Annotated in this window: 16 protein-coding genes; 12 read left to right on the top strand and 4 right to left on the bottom strand. The window is 29.2% G+C overall.

Annotated features, from left to right (window positions below; all coding sequences use genetic code 11):
• Window positions 1–3: 3 nt before the first annotated feature.
• From FVF61_RS12830 to FVF61_RS12875, 10 genes are all read left to right on the top strand, one after another.
• Window positions 4–1,473 (top strand): lipopolysaccharide biosynthesis protein, encoded by a 1,470-nt coding sequence (locus tag FVF61_RS12830; RefSeq protein ID WP_148457043.1) that lies wholly within the window; start codon window positions 4–6, stop codon window positions 1,471–1,473.
• The gene (locus FVF61_RS12835; protein WP_148457045.1) at window positions 1,470–2,408 is read left to right on the top strand and encodes a sulfotransferase family protein; all 939 of its coding nucleotides are present in this window, start codon (window positions 1,470–1,472) and stop codon (window positions 2,406–2,408) included. The genes FVF61_RS12830 and FVF61_RS12835 overlap by 4 nt, the downstream gene beginning before the upstream one ends.
• Window positions 2,365–2,907: a hypothetical protein gene (locus tag FVF61_RS12840; RefSeq protein ID WP_148457047.1), complete on the top strand. Its 543-nt coding sequence runs from the start codon at window positions 2,365–2,367 to the stop codon at window positions 2,905–2,907. The genes FVF61_RS12835 and FVF61_RS12840 overlap by 44 nt, the downstream gene beginning before the upstream one ends.
• Entirely contained in the window at window positions 2,900–3,760 is an 861-nt protein-coding gene (locus FVF61_RS12845) for a glycosyltransferase (protein ID WP_148457049.1), read from the top strand. Before FVF61_RS12840 ends, FVF61_RS12845 begins: the two co-directional genes overlap by 8 nt.
• Before the next feature lie 434 nt (window positions 3,761–4,194).
• On the top strand, window positions 4,195–4,899 hold the full coding sequence (locus FVF61_RS12850; RefSeq protein WP_262712034.1) for an O-antigen ligase family protein: 705 nt from the start codon (window positions 4,195–4,197) through the stop codon (window positions 4,897–4,899).
• Window positions 4,900–5,344: 445 nt separating this feature from the next.
• Window positions 5,345–6,091 (top strand): O-antigen ligase family protein, encoded by a 747-nt coding sequence (locus tag FVF61_RS14195; protein WP_158635213.1) that lies wholly within the window; start codon window positions 5,345–5,347, stop codon window positions 6,089–6,091.
• Between the two features lie 31 nt (window positions 6,092–6,122).
• Window positions 6,123–6,815: a WecB/TagA/CpsF family glycosyltransferase gene (locus FVF61_RS12860; RefSeq protein WP_233586840.1), complete on the top strand. Its 693-nt coding sequence runs from the start codon at window positions 6,123–6,125 to the stop codon at window positions 6,813–6,815.
• A gap of 110 nt (window positions 6,816–6,925) precedes the next feature.
• Window positions 6,926–8,326: a nucleotide sugar dehydrogenase gene (locus tag FVF61_RS12865; protein ID WP_148457057.1), complete on the top strand. Its 1,401-nt coding sequence runs from the start codon at window positions 6,926–6,928 to the stop codon at window positions 8,324–8,326.
• 23 nt (window positions 8,327–8,349) lie between these two features.
• Window positions 8,350–9,342 (top strand): UDP-glucuronic acid decarboxylase family protein, encoded by a 993-nt coding sequence (locus FVF61_RS12870; RefSeq protein ID WP_148457059.1) that lies wholly within the window; start codon window positions 8,350–8,352, stop codon window positions 9,340–9,342.
• Window positions 9,343–10,701, top strand: coding sequence for an undecaprenyl-phosphate glucose phosphotransferase (locus FVF61_RS12875; protein ID WP_148457061.1), 1,359 nt, complete (start codon window positions 9,343–9,345; stop codon window positions 10,699–10,701).
• Here the strand turns inward: FVF61_RS12875 and FVF61_RS12880 are convergent.
• Together FVF61_RS12880 and FVF61_RS12885 are read right to left on the bottom strand one after the other, a co-directional pair.
• Complete coding sequence (locus FVF61_RS12880; RefSeq protein WP_233586842.1) at window positions 10,698–11,864, bottom strand: glycosyltransferase family 4 protein; 1,167 nt, start codon at window positions 11,862–11,864, stop codon at window positions 10,698–10,700. The two genes, FVF61_RS12875 and FVF61_RS12880, sit on opposite strands and share 4 nt — an antisense overlap.
• Window positions 11,865–13,196, bottom strand: a complete 1,332-nt coding sequence (locus FVF61_RS12885) for a phenylacetate--CoA ligase family protein (protein WP_233586844.1) — start codon at window positions 13,194–13,196, stop codon at window positions 11,865–11,867. It abuts the gene before it with no gap.
• A 76-nt stretch (window positions 13,197–13,272) separates the two neighbouring features.
• Here FVF61_RS12885 and purD point away from each other — a divergent pair, with 76 nt between their 5' ends.
• Complete coding sequence (gene purD, locus FVF61_RS12890) at window positions 13,273–14,544, top strand: phosphoribosylamine--glycine ligase (RefSeq protein ID WP_148457063.1); 1,272 nt, start codon at window positions 13,273–13,275, stop codon at window positions 14,542–14,544.
• Here the strand turns inward: purD and FVF61_RS12895 are convergent.
• The gene (locus FVF61_RS12895; protein WP_148457065.1) at window positions 14,539–14,766 is read right to left on the bottom strand and encodes a DUF6341 family protein; all 228 of its coding nucleotides are present in this window, start codon (window positions 14,764–14,766) and stop codon (window positions 14,539–14,541) included. The two genes, purD and FVF61_RS12895, sit on opposite strands and share 6 nt — an antisense overlap.
• A gap of 163 nt (window positions 14,767–14,929) precedes the next feature.
• Between FVF61_RS12895 and FVF61_RS12900 the strand changes: the two genes are divergently transcribed.
• Window positions 14,930–15,856, top strand: a complete 927-nt coding sequence (locus FVF61_RS12900; RefSeq protein ID WP_148457067.1) for a DUF6427 family protein — start codon at window positions 14,930–14,932, stop codon at window positions 15,854–15,856.
• Here the strand turns inward: FVF61_RS12900 and upp are convergent.
• Complete coding sequence (upp, locus tag FVF61_RS12905) at window positions 15,845–16,504, bottom strand: uracil phosphoribosyltransferase (protein ID WP_148457069.1); 660 nt, start codon at window positions 16,502–16,504, stop codon at window positions 15,845–15,847. The two genes, FVF61_RS12900 and upp, sit on opposite strands and share 12 nt — an antisense overlap.
• Window positions 16,505–16,512 lie beyond the last annotated feature (8 nt).

Below are 16,512 nucleotides of genomic sequence, written 5' to 3' on the forward strand. Positions count from 1 at the left end.
TTTATGGCGAAAAATTTAAAAAAGAAAACTTTTACTGGATTTTTTTGGCTCATTGTAGGCAGTAGCTCTCAAATTGCACTACAAATTTTAGTTTTATCTATTTTGGCACGTTTAATTACGCCTGAAGAATTTGGGGTGGTTAGTATTGCAATTATCTTTCTTGGGTTTTCTAAAACCTTTTCTCAGTTGGGAATGGGTGCAGCCATTATTCAAAAACAAGTAATAACAACAGCACACATTAGAACAGCATACACGACTTCTCTATTAATTGGTGTTTTTTTTTACATATTAATGGTTATTTTCTCTGAGAATATAGCTTTATACTTTGAAATGCCACAACTCGCTAAGGTTCTAAAGTACATTTCTTGTATTTTTATAATTGACAGTATCATTTCAATTTCGCAATCATTACTTCAGAGAAATATGAAGATGAAATATTTCGCACTCACCGATTTAATATCGTATTTAATTTCTTTTGGATTTTTAGGGGTAACCCTTGCGTTTATGGGTTACGGAATTTATGCCTTAGTTTATGCATATATTTTACAGGCAGTCTTAAGAGCTATCATGGTTTTCTATCTTGAGCCACATTCTATCCTGCCTTTTTTCGACCGAAAGAGTTTTAAAGATTTAGTTTTTTTTGGTGGTGGCTTTACACTAGCAAAAATAGCCAACTATTCTGCTGGTGAGATAGATAAACTTGTGGTAGGGAAAATGATAAATGCTGATGCGCTGGGTTATTATAGTAGAGCTTATCAGCTAATGGTTGCACCAGTTAGATTAATTGGGCAATCTTTGAATATTGTTTTGTTTCCAGCCTTGTCTTCGGTACAAACCGACATCGAAAGAGTAAAGAATGCTTATTATAAATCAACCCAACTTGTAGCTTATGCATCGTTAATTATTTCAGCAATTTTGGTCGTAAACGCAAGAGAAGTAGTTTTAATATTACTAGGAGAAAATTGGTTAGATGTTATTTTGCCATTTCAAATATTGGCCTCAGGAACCATTTTTAGAATGAGTTATAAAATAGGAGATTCTTTAGTAAAAGCCTTAGGTGATGTTTATAGAAGAGCAATATTTCAAGTCATTTATGCCGGTTGCGTTTTGTTGTTTTCTTATATAGGGCAGTTTTGGGGAATTCAGGGAGTAGCAATAGGTGTATCACTAGCAATTTTCATTAATTTCATTTTTATGGCTTACTTAAGCCTTTCCCTTTTAAAAGATGACTGGATAAGATTTCTGAAACTTCATATTAAACCCTTTCTTTTGTCAATTTTAGTGTTAGGCTTTGCTTATGCTACGCTATTTATTTTAAGATTTTTTGATTTAAATTTATTTGTGACAGAAATTATCTATCTGTTTATGGTGCTGGGCTTTTTAATAATTATATTTTTGTGTTTTAAGCAGCAATTTGGAGTTACAGAAGAAATAAATTCAGTTATAAAAATCATTAAAAACAAAAAACAATGAAGCATGTGTTCATTACAGGGTGCCCAAGAAGCGGAACTACCATGTTGGCTAGTATGCTCGGCAGTGCTCATTATTGTGTAGCCACACCTGAATCAGATTTTTTCATCGATTTCATCTATAAGTACTTAAATAAGACATCAAAAAATTCAAATAAAGAAGATTTTAATTTTTTTTTGAAAACGAATTATCGTTTCAAGCAATGGCATATTGAACCAAATGATATTGAGAACATTCCCGAATCAATAACATATGATAATTATAATGGAGTAATCGAAAGCACTTTGAAGCTGTTTATTGAATGTCATTCAGATGTTGCTACAAATGAAGTTACTAGGATTGATCACACGCCAACTAGTATTCTAGATTTTAATATTTTAAACGATTTTTTTCCAGAGTCAAATTTCATTTTCATTGTGAGAGACCCAAGAGCAGTTTATGCATCTGTAAAGAACCTTGATTGGGGCGCCAATACAGCATTAAAGTTGGCAGAAGAGTGGAATGAATATGCCGCTATGTATTTTTCAATAAAAAAACTATTCCCAGAAAGGGTTTCACTAGTTAGGTATGAAGATATTTTAAAAAATGCACCTACTGAATTGAAACGATTATGCGATTTTATAGGAGTGCCTTATTCTAGTGATTTGAATGAAGGTAGTGGGTTTAAGATTCCAAGTTACACATCTTCGCAGCATTCATTAGTTGGCAAAACATTGGATAAACATAGAATTGATCATTGGAAACACAAACTCAACCACCGAGATATATTGCTAATAGAGTCTAAAAGTAATTTGATGATGAAAGTCTTTAATTACGATCCAACCCACTCCATAAAATATAGAATAAGGGTTAGAGATAAGGTACAGACCCTTCTCAATGAAACTTTTTATTATTTTGCAAACAAAATTAGGAAAAGAAAAAGGGAAAAAAATGCTTGAGCATACTATTAAAAGTAACCCCCGTTACCTATTATTGGTTTCGTTGCTAGCTCTGTTTGTGTGTTCATGCAAACCTAAAACAGAATTGTATCTCGAAAGAGGATTAGATATTTTGAGCAACAAGCACGAATTAAATTATAAAATAAATGAGGATGTTGTTGTAAAAGAACTGGGAATTATAAGAGACCAAAAAGAGGGTATTAAAACCTTGGTTTTAAAGTTGAATGATTCTGCTATTGTCAATGCTATAGATAAAGATATTATCATTGGTATAACTGTCTGGATTATCGATGAGAACAAGAAAAAAAGAATTGAAAAGTGGGATTTTATACCTAAGTTTACCCAAGTAAACAAGCATAAATATATCATGAATGAAATTAAAATAGAAGAAGATCAGGTTAATAAGATGAAAATCTTTCTCTATAAAAAAAACGAGGGCAGAAAGAATAAAATAGGCCCAACAATAATATTAAATAAGGTAAACACTTACAATGACTGATAACAAACCCCAAATAGCATTAGTAACTGCTGTTAAAGACGAAATAGACAATCTAGATAAATTCCTTAAAGTCATCGAAAATCAATCGATAGGTATAACTTGTTTGGTAATTGTTGAGAATGATAGTATTGATGGTAGTAAGGAGTATTTAGATAAAGTAAAACAATTAAAAAATGTTGAATATTTCAAGGTAATCAATATTAATTTTGAAGACACAACCTATCGCGTAGGAAAAAAATATGCAACAATCATTAATACAGGGTTTGAACACATTAAAGAACAATCGTTTTATGATTCATTAGATTATATCGGTATTTTAGATTGTGATGTATTTCCTGAAAAGGATTATTACCTTAAACTAACAACGTTCCTTAAAGAAAACCCTGAAATAGGTATTACAAGTGGGCTTATATATACTGAAGAGGGTAAAGCACATATTTCAGATTCTAATTTTGTTGAAGGTAATAGTCGAATTTGGACCATGAAATGCTTTAAAGAAGCAGGCTATATTATTGCTTATACAGCAGATACCGTGTCCGTTGCTTTAGCCAATTTAAAAGGCTGGAAAACAAAAACCCTGAAGTCTGCAAAGGTTGTTTCTAGAGAAATAAATGTAAGAATTGGAAACTCAAAAAATAAGGGTTATCATGCTTATTATAGAGGACATTCAATAGTTTACGTGTTTTTAAAATCATTATATCTAGCATTTGCAAAAGGAAAATTTAAAATGGGTTATGAGTTTTTAGCAGGATATGTTGAAGGCGCTTTTAAAAGAAAGGCTAGAATTGAAGATAAAGAACTCAGAAAATATTTCAGGTATTATATGTTTAATAAATTAACCCATAAGTATTAAGTGTGAATGTTGTTATAATACTTCTTTGTTTTTTTCTTGCAGGCTTTTTTCACCAAGGGCTTTACATTATCATTCCTTTTATTTCTTTATTTTATATATCTACCCAAAAAGAATCCAAATTATTCTTAAATCCAATCAGTAAGATATACTTATCAGTTGTTTTAGTTGTTTTAGGCTTCTTTGTGATACAATCGTTATTGTACTTCGATATTAAGATTTTTTCTATAAAAGGGTGGCTTAGATTTGTGGCTTACTTTTTCTTTACAGTGTTGATTTCTTACATGAGAAAGGATGATATTAAGTATTTTTTTATCATTATTATTTTATACTTTCTATTAACCATTCCAATAGGTTTATATCAGGTTACAAAATGGGACTGGGAACGATATCAGAATGTTTTTGATCACTCCAATCATTTAGCATATGTATTGACAATGTGCGTTTATTTTCTGTTTCTTCACAACCCATTTAAAAGTAAAATTGTTAAAAACATTTGTTTAATAGGGTTATTTGTGTCTTTATTACTTACAAAATCTACTGGTGGTTTGTTAGTTCTTTTGGTCTTATTAGGCTATAATTCACTGAAATCAAAAAGAATATCTTTAGTAAAGAAATTAACTTTTATTCTATTACTAATAATAGCAATTGTATTAGCATTAAACTTTTCAGAAAAAATAGCATATCAATTGGAATCAATTGATTTTTTAACTTGGGAATTTGTAAAAGAAAGAATTGAAACTTATACTATAGATGGTGTTAATAGGGCAGGTGGTTATGGTTCTTTTGTTTGGCGAATTATTTTTTGGTCTAAACTAATGCTTACCTTTTTTTCAGAACCTTTTTTACACATTATATTTGGGGTTGGAGTGGACCATTTAACAAAAGGATTTATGCCATACGAATTTATGGATAAAGATCCTCATAATGATTTCGTTAAAGTATTACTTGAGTATGGTGTATTAGGGTTATTATTGTTTTTAAGTTTTTTCAGGAACATCTATAAAATTATGAACAAAAACTTTAATATTATCATTTTAATGGTGGTACCAATGTTTTTTGGAAACGCTATAGTTAATTACCCTTTTAACTTAACTTTAATTTTAATTATAATTTATGAGTATAAGCAAAATTATAATTAAAGCAACTAATTTTTTTTTAATACTATTTGTACTTTTTACAGTACTTCCTGTAAAATTAAACTATAGTAGTATTACAATTATTCTATTATCAGTGATAAGCATTATAAACTTATTTTATTCTAAGAATATAAATTTCAAACACGATAATTATTATATTTTTATTATTAGCATTCCATTTATTGTTTATACGTTTGGTCTAATTAATACCTCTAATTTAAGTTATGGCTTTACTATTTTGACGAAGAATTTGAGTTTTATAGCCTTTCCCCTTATTTTTTTTAGCCTTGGGAAATATATTAATCAAAAAAAAATGTACTCATCATTCTTATTAGGGCTATCGCTTACTAATCTTTATCTTATTTACTTATTTTTTTATAATTTTAATTTTGGCACTAAGTTTTATATGATTGTTACCTTGGATGTTTATCATTCAACATATCTTGGTATGTACAATCTATTTGCCTTTTGGGTTTGCATCAACTTCTTTATAAAGAAAAGTAAAAAAATCTACTTATTTTTAGCATTGTTTTTTATAATTTCTGCTTTATTAACCTCTGCTAGAATTATCTTTATTTTATCTTTTCTATCCATAGTCACAACCATACTAATTTTAATTAAATCTAATAAAATAAGAGTAGTTACCCTTCTTTTTACAAGTTTAGTTAGTATATCAATACTAGTAACTATTCCATCATTTAAGCAAAAATTTAATCAATTTTTGGAATTAGAAAAAATAGGTTTTGATAGAAATAATTACAGTAGTTTATCTTCTAGATTTGGCAAAATAGAAGCTTCTTTAGAAGTTATAAAGAATAATTTATGGTTTGGCACAGGAACTGGAGATAATATTGACGAACTGGTAAAAGAATACCGAGAAATGAAATTTGTAATGGGTTATAAGTATCGCTATAACCCACACAATCAATATCTAGATAATATGGTTAGAAATGGATTGATTGGAGGCAGTATTACGTTGATAGTCATTTACATTTTGCCAATAGTTGTTTCCTTTCGAAGGAAGGATTTTTTAATGTTAACTTTTATATTAATAATATGTTCCGTAAGTTTAACAGAATCAATTTTAAACGTACAGAAAGGCATTACCTTTTATGTTTTTTTTGTAATCTTGTTGCTACACAAGAATTTTCAAAAAGGTTCAAATCTATCTAACAAAATTCATGACACGATATAATTTCCTCAATACAAATGTTGACAACTTTAGTATGAAAGAGACTCTTGCTAAAATTGAAAATACAATAGACAATAAAAAGCAATTGCTACATGTTGGAGTAAATGCCTCACACATTGTAGCATTACAAAATGATCAAGAGCTTAAAAAATGTATAAATGAAGCTGATATAATTAATGTTGATGGACAGGCTGTTGTATGGGCATCTAAAATTTTGAATCAGCCTCTTAAAGAACGAGTTTCTGGCATTGATTTAATGGTTAATTTGGTTGAATTGGCATATAAAAAAGATTATAAAATATTCTTTTTTGGAGCAAAAGAAGAGGTTGTTAAAACAGTCGTAGATGTTTATACAGACAAATACTCTTCTAACATTATTGCTGGTTATAGAAATGGATATTTTAAAAAAGACGAAGAACAAAATATTGCGAGAGAAATTTCAAATAGTGGCGCAAACATGTTGTTTGTTGGCATAAGTTCACCAATAAAAGAAAACTTTCTTTTCGAGAACAGAGACATATTAAAACAGGTAAATTTAATAATGGGTGTAGGTGGTAGTTTTGATGTCGTTTCTGGCAAAGTTAAACGTGCTCCAAAATGGATGCAAAATTGTGGCTTAGAATGGTTTTATAGATTTCTTCAAGAACCTAAGCGCATGTGGAAACGTTACCTAGTTGGAAACACGAAATTTATTATACTAGTTCTAAAAGAACGCTTTTTAAAATAATACGTTTTTTCTTTTTAAACTAGCTTAAAAACGTATTCTTTTTAGAATAATAATTTAAGAGTGCATTTTTTCAACTTACTTTCCTATTTTTGTTGGATAAAGCAATTTAAATGAAAATTAAAAATATCTGTTGTATTGGCGCAGGTTATGTTGGTGGTCCCACCATGGCTGTCATTGCTCAAAAATGCCCCCATATTAAAGTCACAGTTGTAGACATCAATGAAGCAAGAATAGCAGCCTGGAACGATAAAGACTTAAGTAAATTACCTGTTTTTGAACCAGGATTAGATGACATTGTAAAAGGAGCTAGAGATAGAAACCTCTTTTTTTCAACTGATGTCGATAAAGCTATTGACGAAGCAGAAATGATATTCATATCGGTAAACACCCCAACTAAAACATATGGAAAGGGTAAAGGTATGGCTGCAGATTTAAAGTATATTGAATTATGTGCCCGCCAGATAGCACGTGTTTCAAAAACTGATAAAATTGTCGTTGAAAAATCAACATTACCTGTGCGAACTGCTTCAGCAATTAAAAGTATTTTGGATAATACCGGAAACCATGTACAGTTTCAAATATTATCTAATCCGGAGTTTTTAGCCGAAGGAACAGCAGTTCCAGATCTGCTAAACCCAGATCGTGTATTAATTGGTGGAGATACAACTCCTGAAGGAACAAAGGCAGTTAATGCACTTGTTGAGGTTTATGAAAACTGGGTGCCTAAAGCACAAATTCTAACAACCAATGTATGGTCTTCAGAATTGTCTAAACTAACAGCAAATGCCTTCTTAGCTCAACGTGTTTCGTCTATTAATGCCATGTCTGAACTTTGCGAAAAAACAGGTGCAGATGTTGATGAAGTTGCTAAAGCTATTGGAATGGATAGTAGAATTGGATCCAAATTTTTAAAAGCTTCAGTAGGCTTTGGGGGTTCTTGCTTTCAAAAAGATATTCTCAACCTTGTATATATAGCAAAGAGCTATGGTTTAAATAAGGTTGCAGATTATTGGGAGCAAGTAATAATAATGAATGACCATCAAAAGCAACGGTTTTCTGATAACATTGTTAATACCTTGTACAATACAGTTTCTGGGAAAAAAATTACATTCTTAGGTTGGGCATTTAAAAAGGACACGAATGATACACGTGAATCTGCAGCAATAAAAGTAGCTGATAATTTACTAAGTGAACAAGCAAATATTTCTGTTTTTGATCCTAAGGTAGTTGGTGAGAGAGTCTATGCTGATTTAGATTATTTAAAAACTAGAACGACAGAAGAAAATAGACGCTTACTAAATGTATGTAAAGATCCTTATCAAGCATGTAATGAGTCACACGCTATAGCTGTTTTAACTGAATGGGATGAATTTGTAGATTACGATTGGGAAAACATTTATAAATCTATGAAAAAACCTGCTTTTGTTTTTGATGGTAGAGGAATTCTTAATCAAAAAACATTAGAAAAAATAGGCTTTGTATATTATAAAATTGGAAGTGGAATAGACTAACTAACAATCAGAAAGGAATAGTATTGGAAAAGAAAAATGTACTTATTACAGGAGCTGCAGGGTTTTTAGGATCGCATTTATGTGATAAATTTATTTCAGAAGGATTTCGTGTAATTGGAATGGATAATTTTATTACTGGAGACAAAAAAAATATTGATCATTTGTTTGATAATCCACATTTTCATTTTATTGAACATGACGTAACAGAATTTATAAAAATTGAAGAAAATCTTGATTTTATTCTACATTTTGCCTCACCTGCAAGTCCAATTGATTATTTAAAAATACCTATTCAAACGTTAAAGGTGGGTTCTTTAGGGACACACAACTTATTAGGTTTAGCTAAAGCAAAAAAGGCTAGAATTTTGATAGCTTCTACTTCTGAAGTTTACGGAGATCCTTTAGTTCACCCACAAAGTGAAGACTATTATGGTAATGTTAATACAATAGGTCCAAGAGGTGTATATGATGAGGCCAAAAGATTTCAAGAATCCATTACAATGGCTTACCATAGATTTCATGGACTTGAAACTAGAATTGTACGTATTTTCAACACATATGGACCTCGAATGAGATTAAATGATGGTCGTGTAATTCCTGCCTTTATGGGTCAAGCCTTAAGAGGTGAAGACCTAACTATTTTTGGTGACGGTTTACAAACTAGATCGTTTTGTTATGTTTCAGATCAAATAGATGGGATTTATAAACTTTTATTTAGTAATTATTCTTATCCTGTAAACATAGGAAATCCACATGAGATTACTATTAAAGATTTTGCTGAAGAGATTATAAATCTTACTGGAACTGATCAAAAAATAACGTATAAAGAACTTCCAAAAGACGACCCATTACAAAGACAACCTGATATTTCATTAGCTAAAAGTCTTTTGGGCTGGGAACCAAAAATAGAAAGAGAAGTAGGTATGCGTAAAACATTTAATTATTTTAAAAACCTTACCGAGGAAGAATTATATAAAAGTGAACATAAAGATTTTACAAAGCATATAAAAAAATAAGTGACTACATTTAAACAAGGACGATATTCAGGCTATTTAAAGCATATTTCTTACTTAATTGATTTAAGTATTTTAAATGGGCTAGCTTTGTTATATTTTTTTAAATCTGTCGATTCAATAAAATTTATTGTTTTAATATCATCTGCTTGGATAATTTTATCAATTTATTCAAAATTTTACGAAGTTTATAGATATTCAAGAGAAATAAATATTGCTTCTTTAATTTTAAAGCAATTGGGTTTATTTACTTTACTTATGTTAGCTTTTTCTGGGCTAAATCTTAGCCTAGAAATTCAACCAATCGTAATTTTAAAATATACTATCTCAACTTTATTTTTAATCGGTTTATTTAAATTCACACTTTACTATTTACTACAAAAATACCGGACAACTTTCGGAGGTAATTATAGGATTACAGCTATAATAGGTAAAAATAAACAAACAAATGCATTAGAAAGCTTCTTTCACAATAATCCAGAATATGGTTATATTCATAAAAAAACTTTCAATACTAAAGACAAGGATGGATTTAGTTTAGATGTTTGTTTTAATTTCATAGCTAAAGAATCTATAGATGAAATTTATTGTGCTATTTCTGAACTTTCAAATTCTCAAGTTTATAAAATAATAGACTTTGCAGATAATAATTTAAAAATACTTAAATTTTTACCAGACAATAAAGACATTCATTCGAAAAAACTTAAATACGAATATTATGACTATATTCCAGTTCTATCTTTAAGGAACATTCCATTAGAAGATTCTGTAAATCAATTTATAAAAAGATTATTTGATATTTTATTTTCATCTTTAGTTATAATTTTTTTATTATCATGGTTGACACCTATAATAGCAGTATTGATAAAAATTGAATCTAAAGGCCCTGTATTTTTTAAACAATCTAGAAATGGTTTTAATTATAAAGAATTTGATTGTTATAAGTTTAGATCTATGATGCCAAATAAAGATGCACATTTATATCAAGCTACACGTGGTGACCAAAGAATTACAAGAATTGGAAAATTTATAAGAAAAACGAGTATTGACGAATTACCTCAGTTTTTTAATGTGTTATTTGGAGACATGTCAGTTGTAGGCCCTAGACCTCACATGGTTAGCCACACCAATATGTATGCCAAAAAAATAGATAAATTTATGGTTCGTCATTTTGTAAAACCTGGCATTACTGGTTTAGCTCAAATTAGTGGATTTCGAGGTGAAGTTGAAACAGATAAAGATATTATAGGTCGTGTTAAATATGATATATTTTATATAGAAAACTGGTCGTTGTTATTAGATTTTAAAATAATTTTTAAAACCTTTTTAAATGCGGTTAAAGGGGAAGAAAAAGCATATTAGATAGAAGTTAACATATAATCTAATTGATTATTAAAATCAAACTCAATTAATGCAGTTTTTCTTATTTTTTGTTTTAACTCTATATTTAAATCTGTTTTTTTGATTGTTGAAATTTTTCTATTTAAAGCTTGATAATCTCCAGCTTCTACAACCCAACCTAAATTAAATCTTTCAACTATTCTTTCCCCTTCACCACCACCAAAATAAACTAAAGGCAGACCCAACCTAGCATATTCAAATATTTTAGAAGGCACAGATCCATAAATTCTTTTCAATAATGGTATAATTGTTAAATCGTAATTTAATAGTTCTTTATGAAGTTTATTTCTTGAAATTTCACCATGGTAAAATATTGGTAGTTCAGGATGACTTGTTATAAACGATTCAATTTTGGTTTGTTCACCTCCTGTTCCATATATATGAAACTCTAAAGTAGAATAGTCTAATTCATTACATAATTTATAAATACCTTGAGCTACACCTAGTAAACCAGCATAGACTAGTTTGATTTTTCCTTTAGTAGTAACTTTGTTTTCCATATCTGAAACTTCAAAATCTGGATAATTTCTATATAAAAAGTTTTTTTTATGTGGAGAAATCGAATTAATATGTGTTATTATTTCTTCACTTTGTCCTAAAACAATATCTGCTTTTTTATAGTTAAATTGTTCTATGTTTTGTAGTATTTTGTAGCTAAAATTCTCTCTAAAAACACCTAATTCCAGTCCTGCTATTGGCCATAAATCGCTTACATTTAAAATAAGTCTTCTATTTTTAGAATGTAAAAACAACATGCTTGTAAAAGCAACTAAAAGTGGAGGTGATTGTATAATAATCGTTTGTGGAATTTTATTCCAAATAAAAAACCAAATCAGGCTAAAACTATAAGAAAACATAGCAAATAAACGTATGAACTTGTTTTTAGAATTACTGGCATATAACCATAATCTATGAATAGTTATGTTATTTTCAATGTTTGTATACTTGAACTTCCCTTTATATTTTGGGAATATTTTTCCAGTAGGATAATTTGGTAATGGTGTAATTACAGAAACCTTATATTTTCTCTTTTTTAAGCCTTCAGCTAAATGAAACATTCTATTTGAAGCCGCTCCAATTTCAGGAGGAAAATAACTTGTAATAATTAATATACTTTTCATCATTTAAACGTTATGAATTTTAGATGAAAACTGCCTCAATTTACCACTTTTTGAGCGTTCTAATTTAATTTGTCTTTCAAAATTAATATGAAGCCCTTTTTCTAAATAATGTTCCATTTCTTTAGAAATAACTTTCATTTTATCATCAGAAAGTTCATTTTGGCTAACATATTTTATTGTAAAAGCGTCTTTTAGAATTTGTTCGATAATAAATTCTTTTACATTGCCATCATCTTCAATAATACTTTTTGTAATATAATAAAATGTAAGTCCAGCAGCTTTTTTCCCACTTGGTAAAATAGCAATATCATTAGTTCTTCCGGTGAGTTTTTCTAATATAGGTTTTTTAATGGTACTATTTTTTGACAGGATACCAATGTCTCCAATATCATATCTAATAAAAGGATGTGCTTTATTATATAGAGAAGTTATAACAATTCGGCCTTCTTCTCCTAATGGCAATATATTATTATCATTGTCTAATATCTCTACTAAAAGAGTTTCACTATTAACTTGCCATTCATCATTAGTATTTTGAAAAGCAATAATATCGAGTTCTGAAGCTCCATATTCATTAATCACAGGAATTCCAAACTGCAATTCCAGAAGTTTTTTATCATTTTCAAAAAGCATTTCAGAAGTAACAACACAAGCTTTTAAAGAAGGACAAATGTCTTTTAAAATTATATTTTCCCGATTTAAATATTTAGCAAATTGCACGATGGAACTTGTATAGCCATTCAAATAATCAAATTTAGTGCTTTTGAAAATTTTTAAATGCCTTTTAAAAGCTTTGTCACTTAAATCAAAAACAGAAAATCTATAACGTTTGCCTAAAGCATCTTTAAAGCGTTCTTTATAATATCCTTTTTTATCTAATGGGATGCCATAAAATCGGGCTTGTTTAGAACTGTTAAAATCTAGGTTATACCATCCAAACCTATCTTTAATAATTGCCCAAGTTAGAGTGTGGCAATATTTATCTTTAGCAAAAACAAATGGATCTCCAGAAGAACCTGAAGTTTTATTTAAATAGATCTTTTTATTTTTAAAAGTATTAGATAGCCTCTCATTTACGGGCTTTTGTAAATCATGCTTTGTCATAACTGGTATTGAATTCCAATCTAACAAATTTGCATTTTTTGCCAGTAGTTTGTAAAATGGCGTATGTTTTAGATGAAAATTTACAATGTCTTGTTTTTTCTCATTAACATATGCCTCAAATTCACTTTCCTTTTTTAATTGAATATTTCGTAAAGCTTTTTCAGCTTTCTTTATAGGAAAGCCATTAAGTTTTAAGGAAAGATCGAATAAATTCAAAATAAAAAAAATCATAATTTCTGTAAAGTAAATAAAAAATATTCGTGTATTCGAAGCATTAGTTTTATTTTTGTGCTAAACTACTCTCAACATGAACATTTTAATTCTTGGCTCCGGTGGAAGAGAGCATACTTTTGCTTGGAAAATTGCTCAAAGCCCTTTATGTAAAAAGCTTTACGTTGCTCCTGGAAATTCTGGAACAGATCAAATAGCTAAAAATTTAGAAATAAAAGTTACCGATTTTCAAGCGATAAAGAAAGCAGTTTTAGAACATAAAATCAACATGGTTGTGGTTGGACCTGAAGACCCATTAGTGTTAGGTGTTCATGATTTCTTTTTAAACGATAAAGAATTGGCACATGTGTCTGTTATTGGGCCACAAAAAGCAGCAGCCGAATTAGAAGGAAGTAAAGAGTTTGCTAAAGAATTTTTAGTTCGACACAATATTCCAACAGCTGCTTATAAATGCTTTAATATATCTAATGTTGAAGAAGGTTATGCATTTTTAGAGACGTTAAACCCTCCTTATGTATTAAAAGCAGATGGTTTAGCTGCAGGTAAAGGTGTGTTAATTTTGAACAATTTAAATGAAGCTAAAACTGAATTAAAAAGTATGTTAGTTGACGCTAAATTTGGTGAAGCTAGCACTAAAGTAGTTATTGAAGAGTTTTTAGATGGTATTGAATTAAGTTGTTTTGTTCTAACTGATGGTAAAAACTACAAAATATTACCTACTGCTAAAGATTACAAACGTATTGGCGAAGGAGATACTGGTTTAAATACTGGTGGAATGGGAGCTGTTTCTCCAGTACCATTTGCTACAGAAGATTTTTTAAATAAAATTGAAGAGCGAATTGTTAAACCAACTATTGAAGGATTAAAAAAAGACAACTTACCTTATAAAGGTTTTGTGTTTATTGGATTGATAAAAGTAGGAAAGGACCCAAAAGTCATTGAATATAACGTAAGAATGGGAGATCCTGAAACTGAAGTTGTATTACCTAGACTAAAAACCGATTTGGTTGAAATTTTTCAAGCTATTGCTAATCAAACTTTAGATAAAATAGACATAGAAATAGATTCAAGAGCAGCAACAACCGTTATGTTGGTATCTGGTGGTTATCCTGAAGCTTATGAAAAAGGAAAAGAAATTACGGGTTTAGAATATGTAATAGACTCAATACCTTTTCATGCTGGAGCCATTAATAAAGATGGTAAAATTGAAACATCTGGAGGACGTGTTATGGCAATTACATCGTTTGGGAATACATATCAAGAGGCCATAAAAAAATCTTATCAAAATATAGAAAAACTACATTTTGATAAGATGAATTATCGTAAAGATATTGGTTTCGATTTATAAGTAAGAATGAGATGTAATACTCTTATCTTCTTCGTTATTATCGTTATAGCCTTTTAGTTGTTTCATCCAATATAGGAAAGCAACAAACCCAATTATAACAAATAACCAAGAAACTATATTTGCAGCAAACCAATTATCTAGTTCTAGCTTAGCTAATGCATCATAAGGAGCAAAAAGCACATTCACAAATAAATCCTGTATACCGTAAAAAAAGTCTTTCATTATATATAAATTTTAATGCTCAATAAGAGCTTATAAGGGATTATCAATATATTTACACAGCAAAATTACATTTTTTTCATTTTAAAATTTAATATTTAGCGAAGAATATTAGTAATTTACTTCAATTTTAAACTCAAGCATTATAAATAAAATATTTTTTTAAATGATATCAAGTTTTTTTAGCAAAGCCAAACCAATACATTTTGTCGTTGTAAGTTCTTTGTTAATGATTGCTTTTATTCTAACCAAAGTTTATAAAACAAATCTGAATTTTGATACACTTAATATTTTAAAACAAATATTATTATTTGGGGTTTGTATTTTTTCAATTTTTGTTTTCGATTTTTTATCAGGCAAAAACGACCTTACCAAAAGCAATAGTTATAAAATATTATTTTTTAGTTTGTTTATGATTATGATGCCACAAACGTTTATAAACACTAAGGTTTTGGTAGCTAATCTATTTATTTTATTTGCTTTAAGGCGAATTATTAGTATTCGAACCATGAAACAAATTAATAAAAAAGTGTTTGACGCTGCATTTTGGATTAGTCTAGCAACCTTATTGAGTTTTTGGGCTTCACTTTTTTACATATTAATTTTTGCAGCCCTCCTGTTATATACAGTTGCAGATATAAAAAATTGGATTATTCCGTTTATTGGAGTACTGACTGTTGTGGTAATAAGTTTAAGTATATTAATTATAATAAATACAGATATAGTAAGTTATATTTCTAATATTAACACAGATATTAGTTTCGATTTTAGCATGTTAAATACGCCACAAATTATAGTTTCATCAACTGTTATTTTTTCTTATTTTGTTTGGGCAGTATTTTTTTATGTTATTAATATTAAATCGAAATCAAAGAACTATAAACCGTCATATTTATTAATACTTTTTGCAGCATTAATTGCTATAGCAATTATAATAATTTCACCTCAAAAAACTGGAGCTGAATTCCTGTTTTTATTTGCTCCATTGTCTATAATCATGGCAAACTACCTGGAGATTATTTCAGAAAAATGGTTTAAAGAAATTTTAATTTGGATTCTTATTCTTGTTCCAATAATCAATTTAATGCTGTAATTTTTCACCGAAAGCTAAATCGCCTGCATCTCCTAAACCAGGAATAATATAGCCTTTATCATTAAGCTTTTCATCAACCGTTGCAACCCATAAATGCGTGTCTTTTTCAAAGTAATTTTCAATATAATTGATACCTTCTTGAGCTGCAATAACACTTACTAAATGGATGTTTTTAGGCTTGCCAAAAGGCTTTAAAGCTTCAAAAGTGGCAACCATAGATTGTCCTGTTGCTAGCATTGGGTCTGCTAAAATTAAGGTTTTGTTTTCAAGATTTGGACAGGCTAAATATTCGACTATTATTTCAAAATTTTCGGGTTTTTCTTTATGATGTCTATAAGCAGAAATAAAGGCATTTTCAGCTTTGTCAAAATAATTCAATAAGCCATCATGTAAAGGAACTCCAGCTCTCAAAATAGAACAAAGCACAACATCATTATCTATTTTTTCAATATTACAAACACCTAATGGTGTGTTTATGGTTGTTGGTTTATAACTTAATGTTTTGCTTAATTCGTAACCTAAAATTTCACCAATGCGTTCAATATTTCTTCGAAAACGCATGCTATCTTTTTGAATATTTACATCTCTCATTTCTGAGATAAATGTGTTTAAAATAGTATTTTGATTTGAAAAGTTATGAATGTGCATAGAGCTTA

It is taken from the genome of Xanthomarina maritima (genome assembly GCF_008084905.1).
GTDB classification, from domain to species: Bacteria; Bacteroidota; Bacteroidia; order Flavobacteriales; family Flavobacteriaceae; genus Xanthomarina; species Xanthomarina maritima.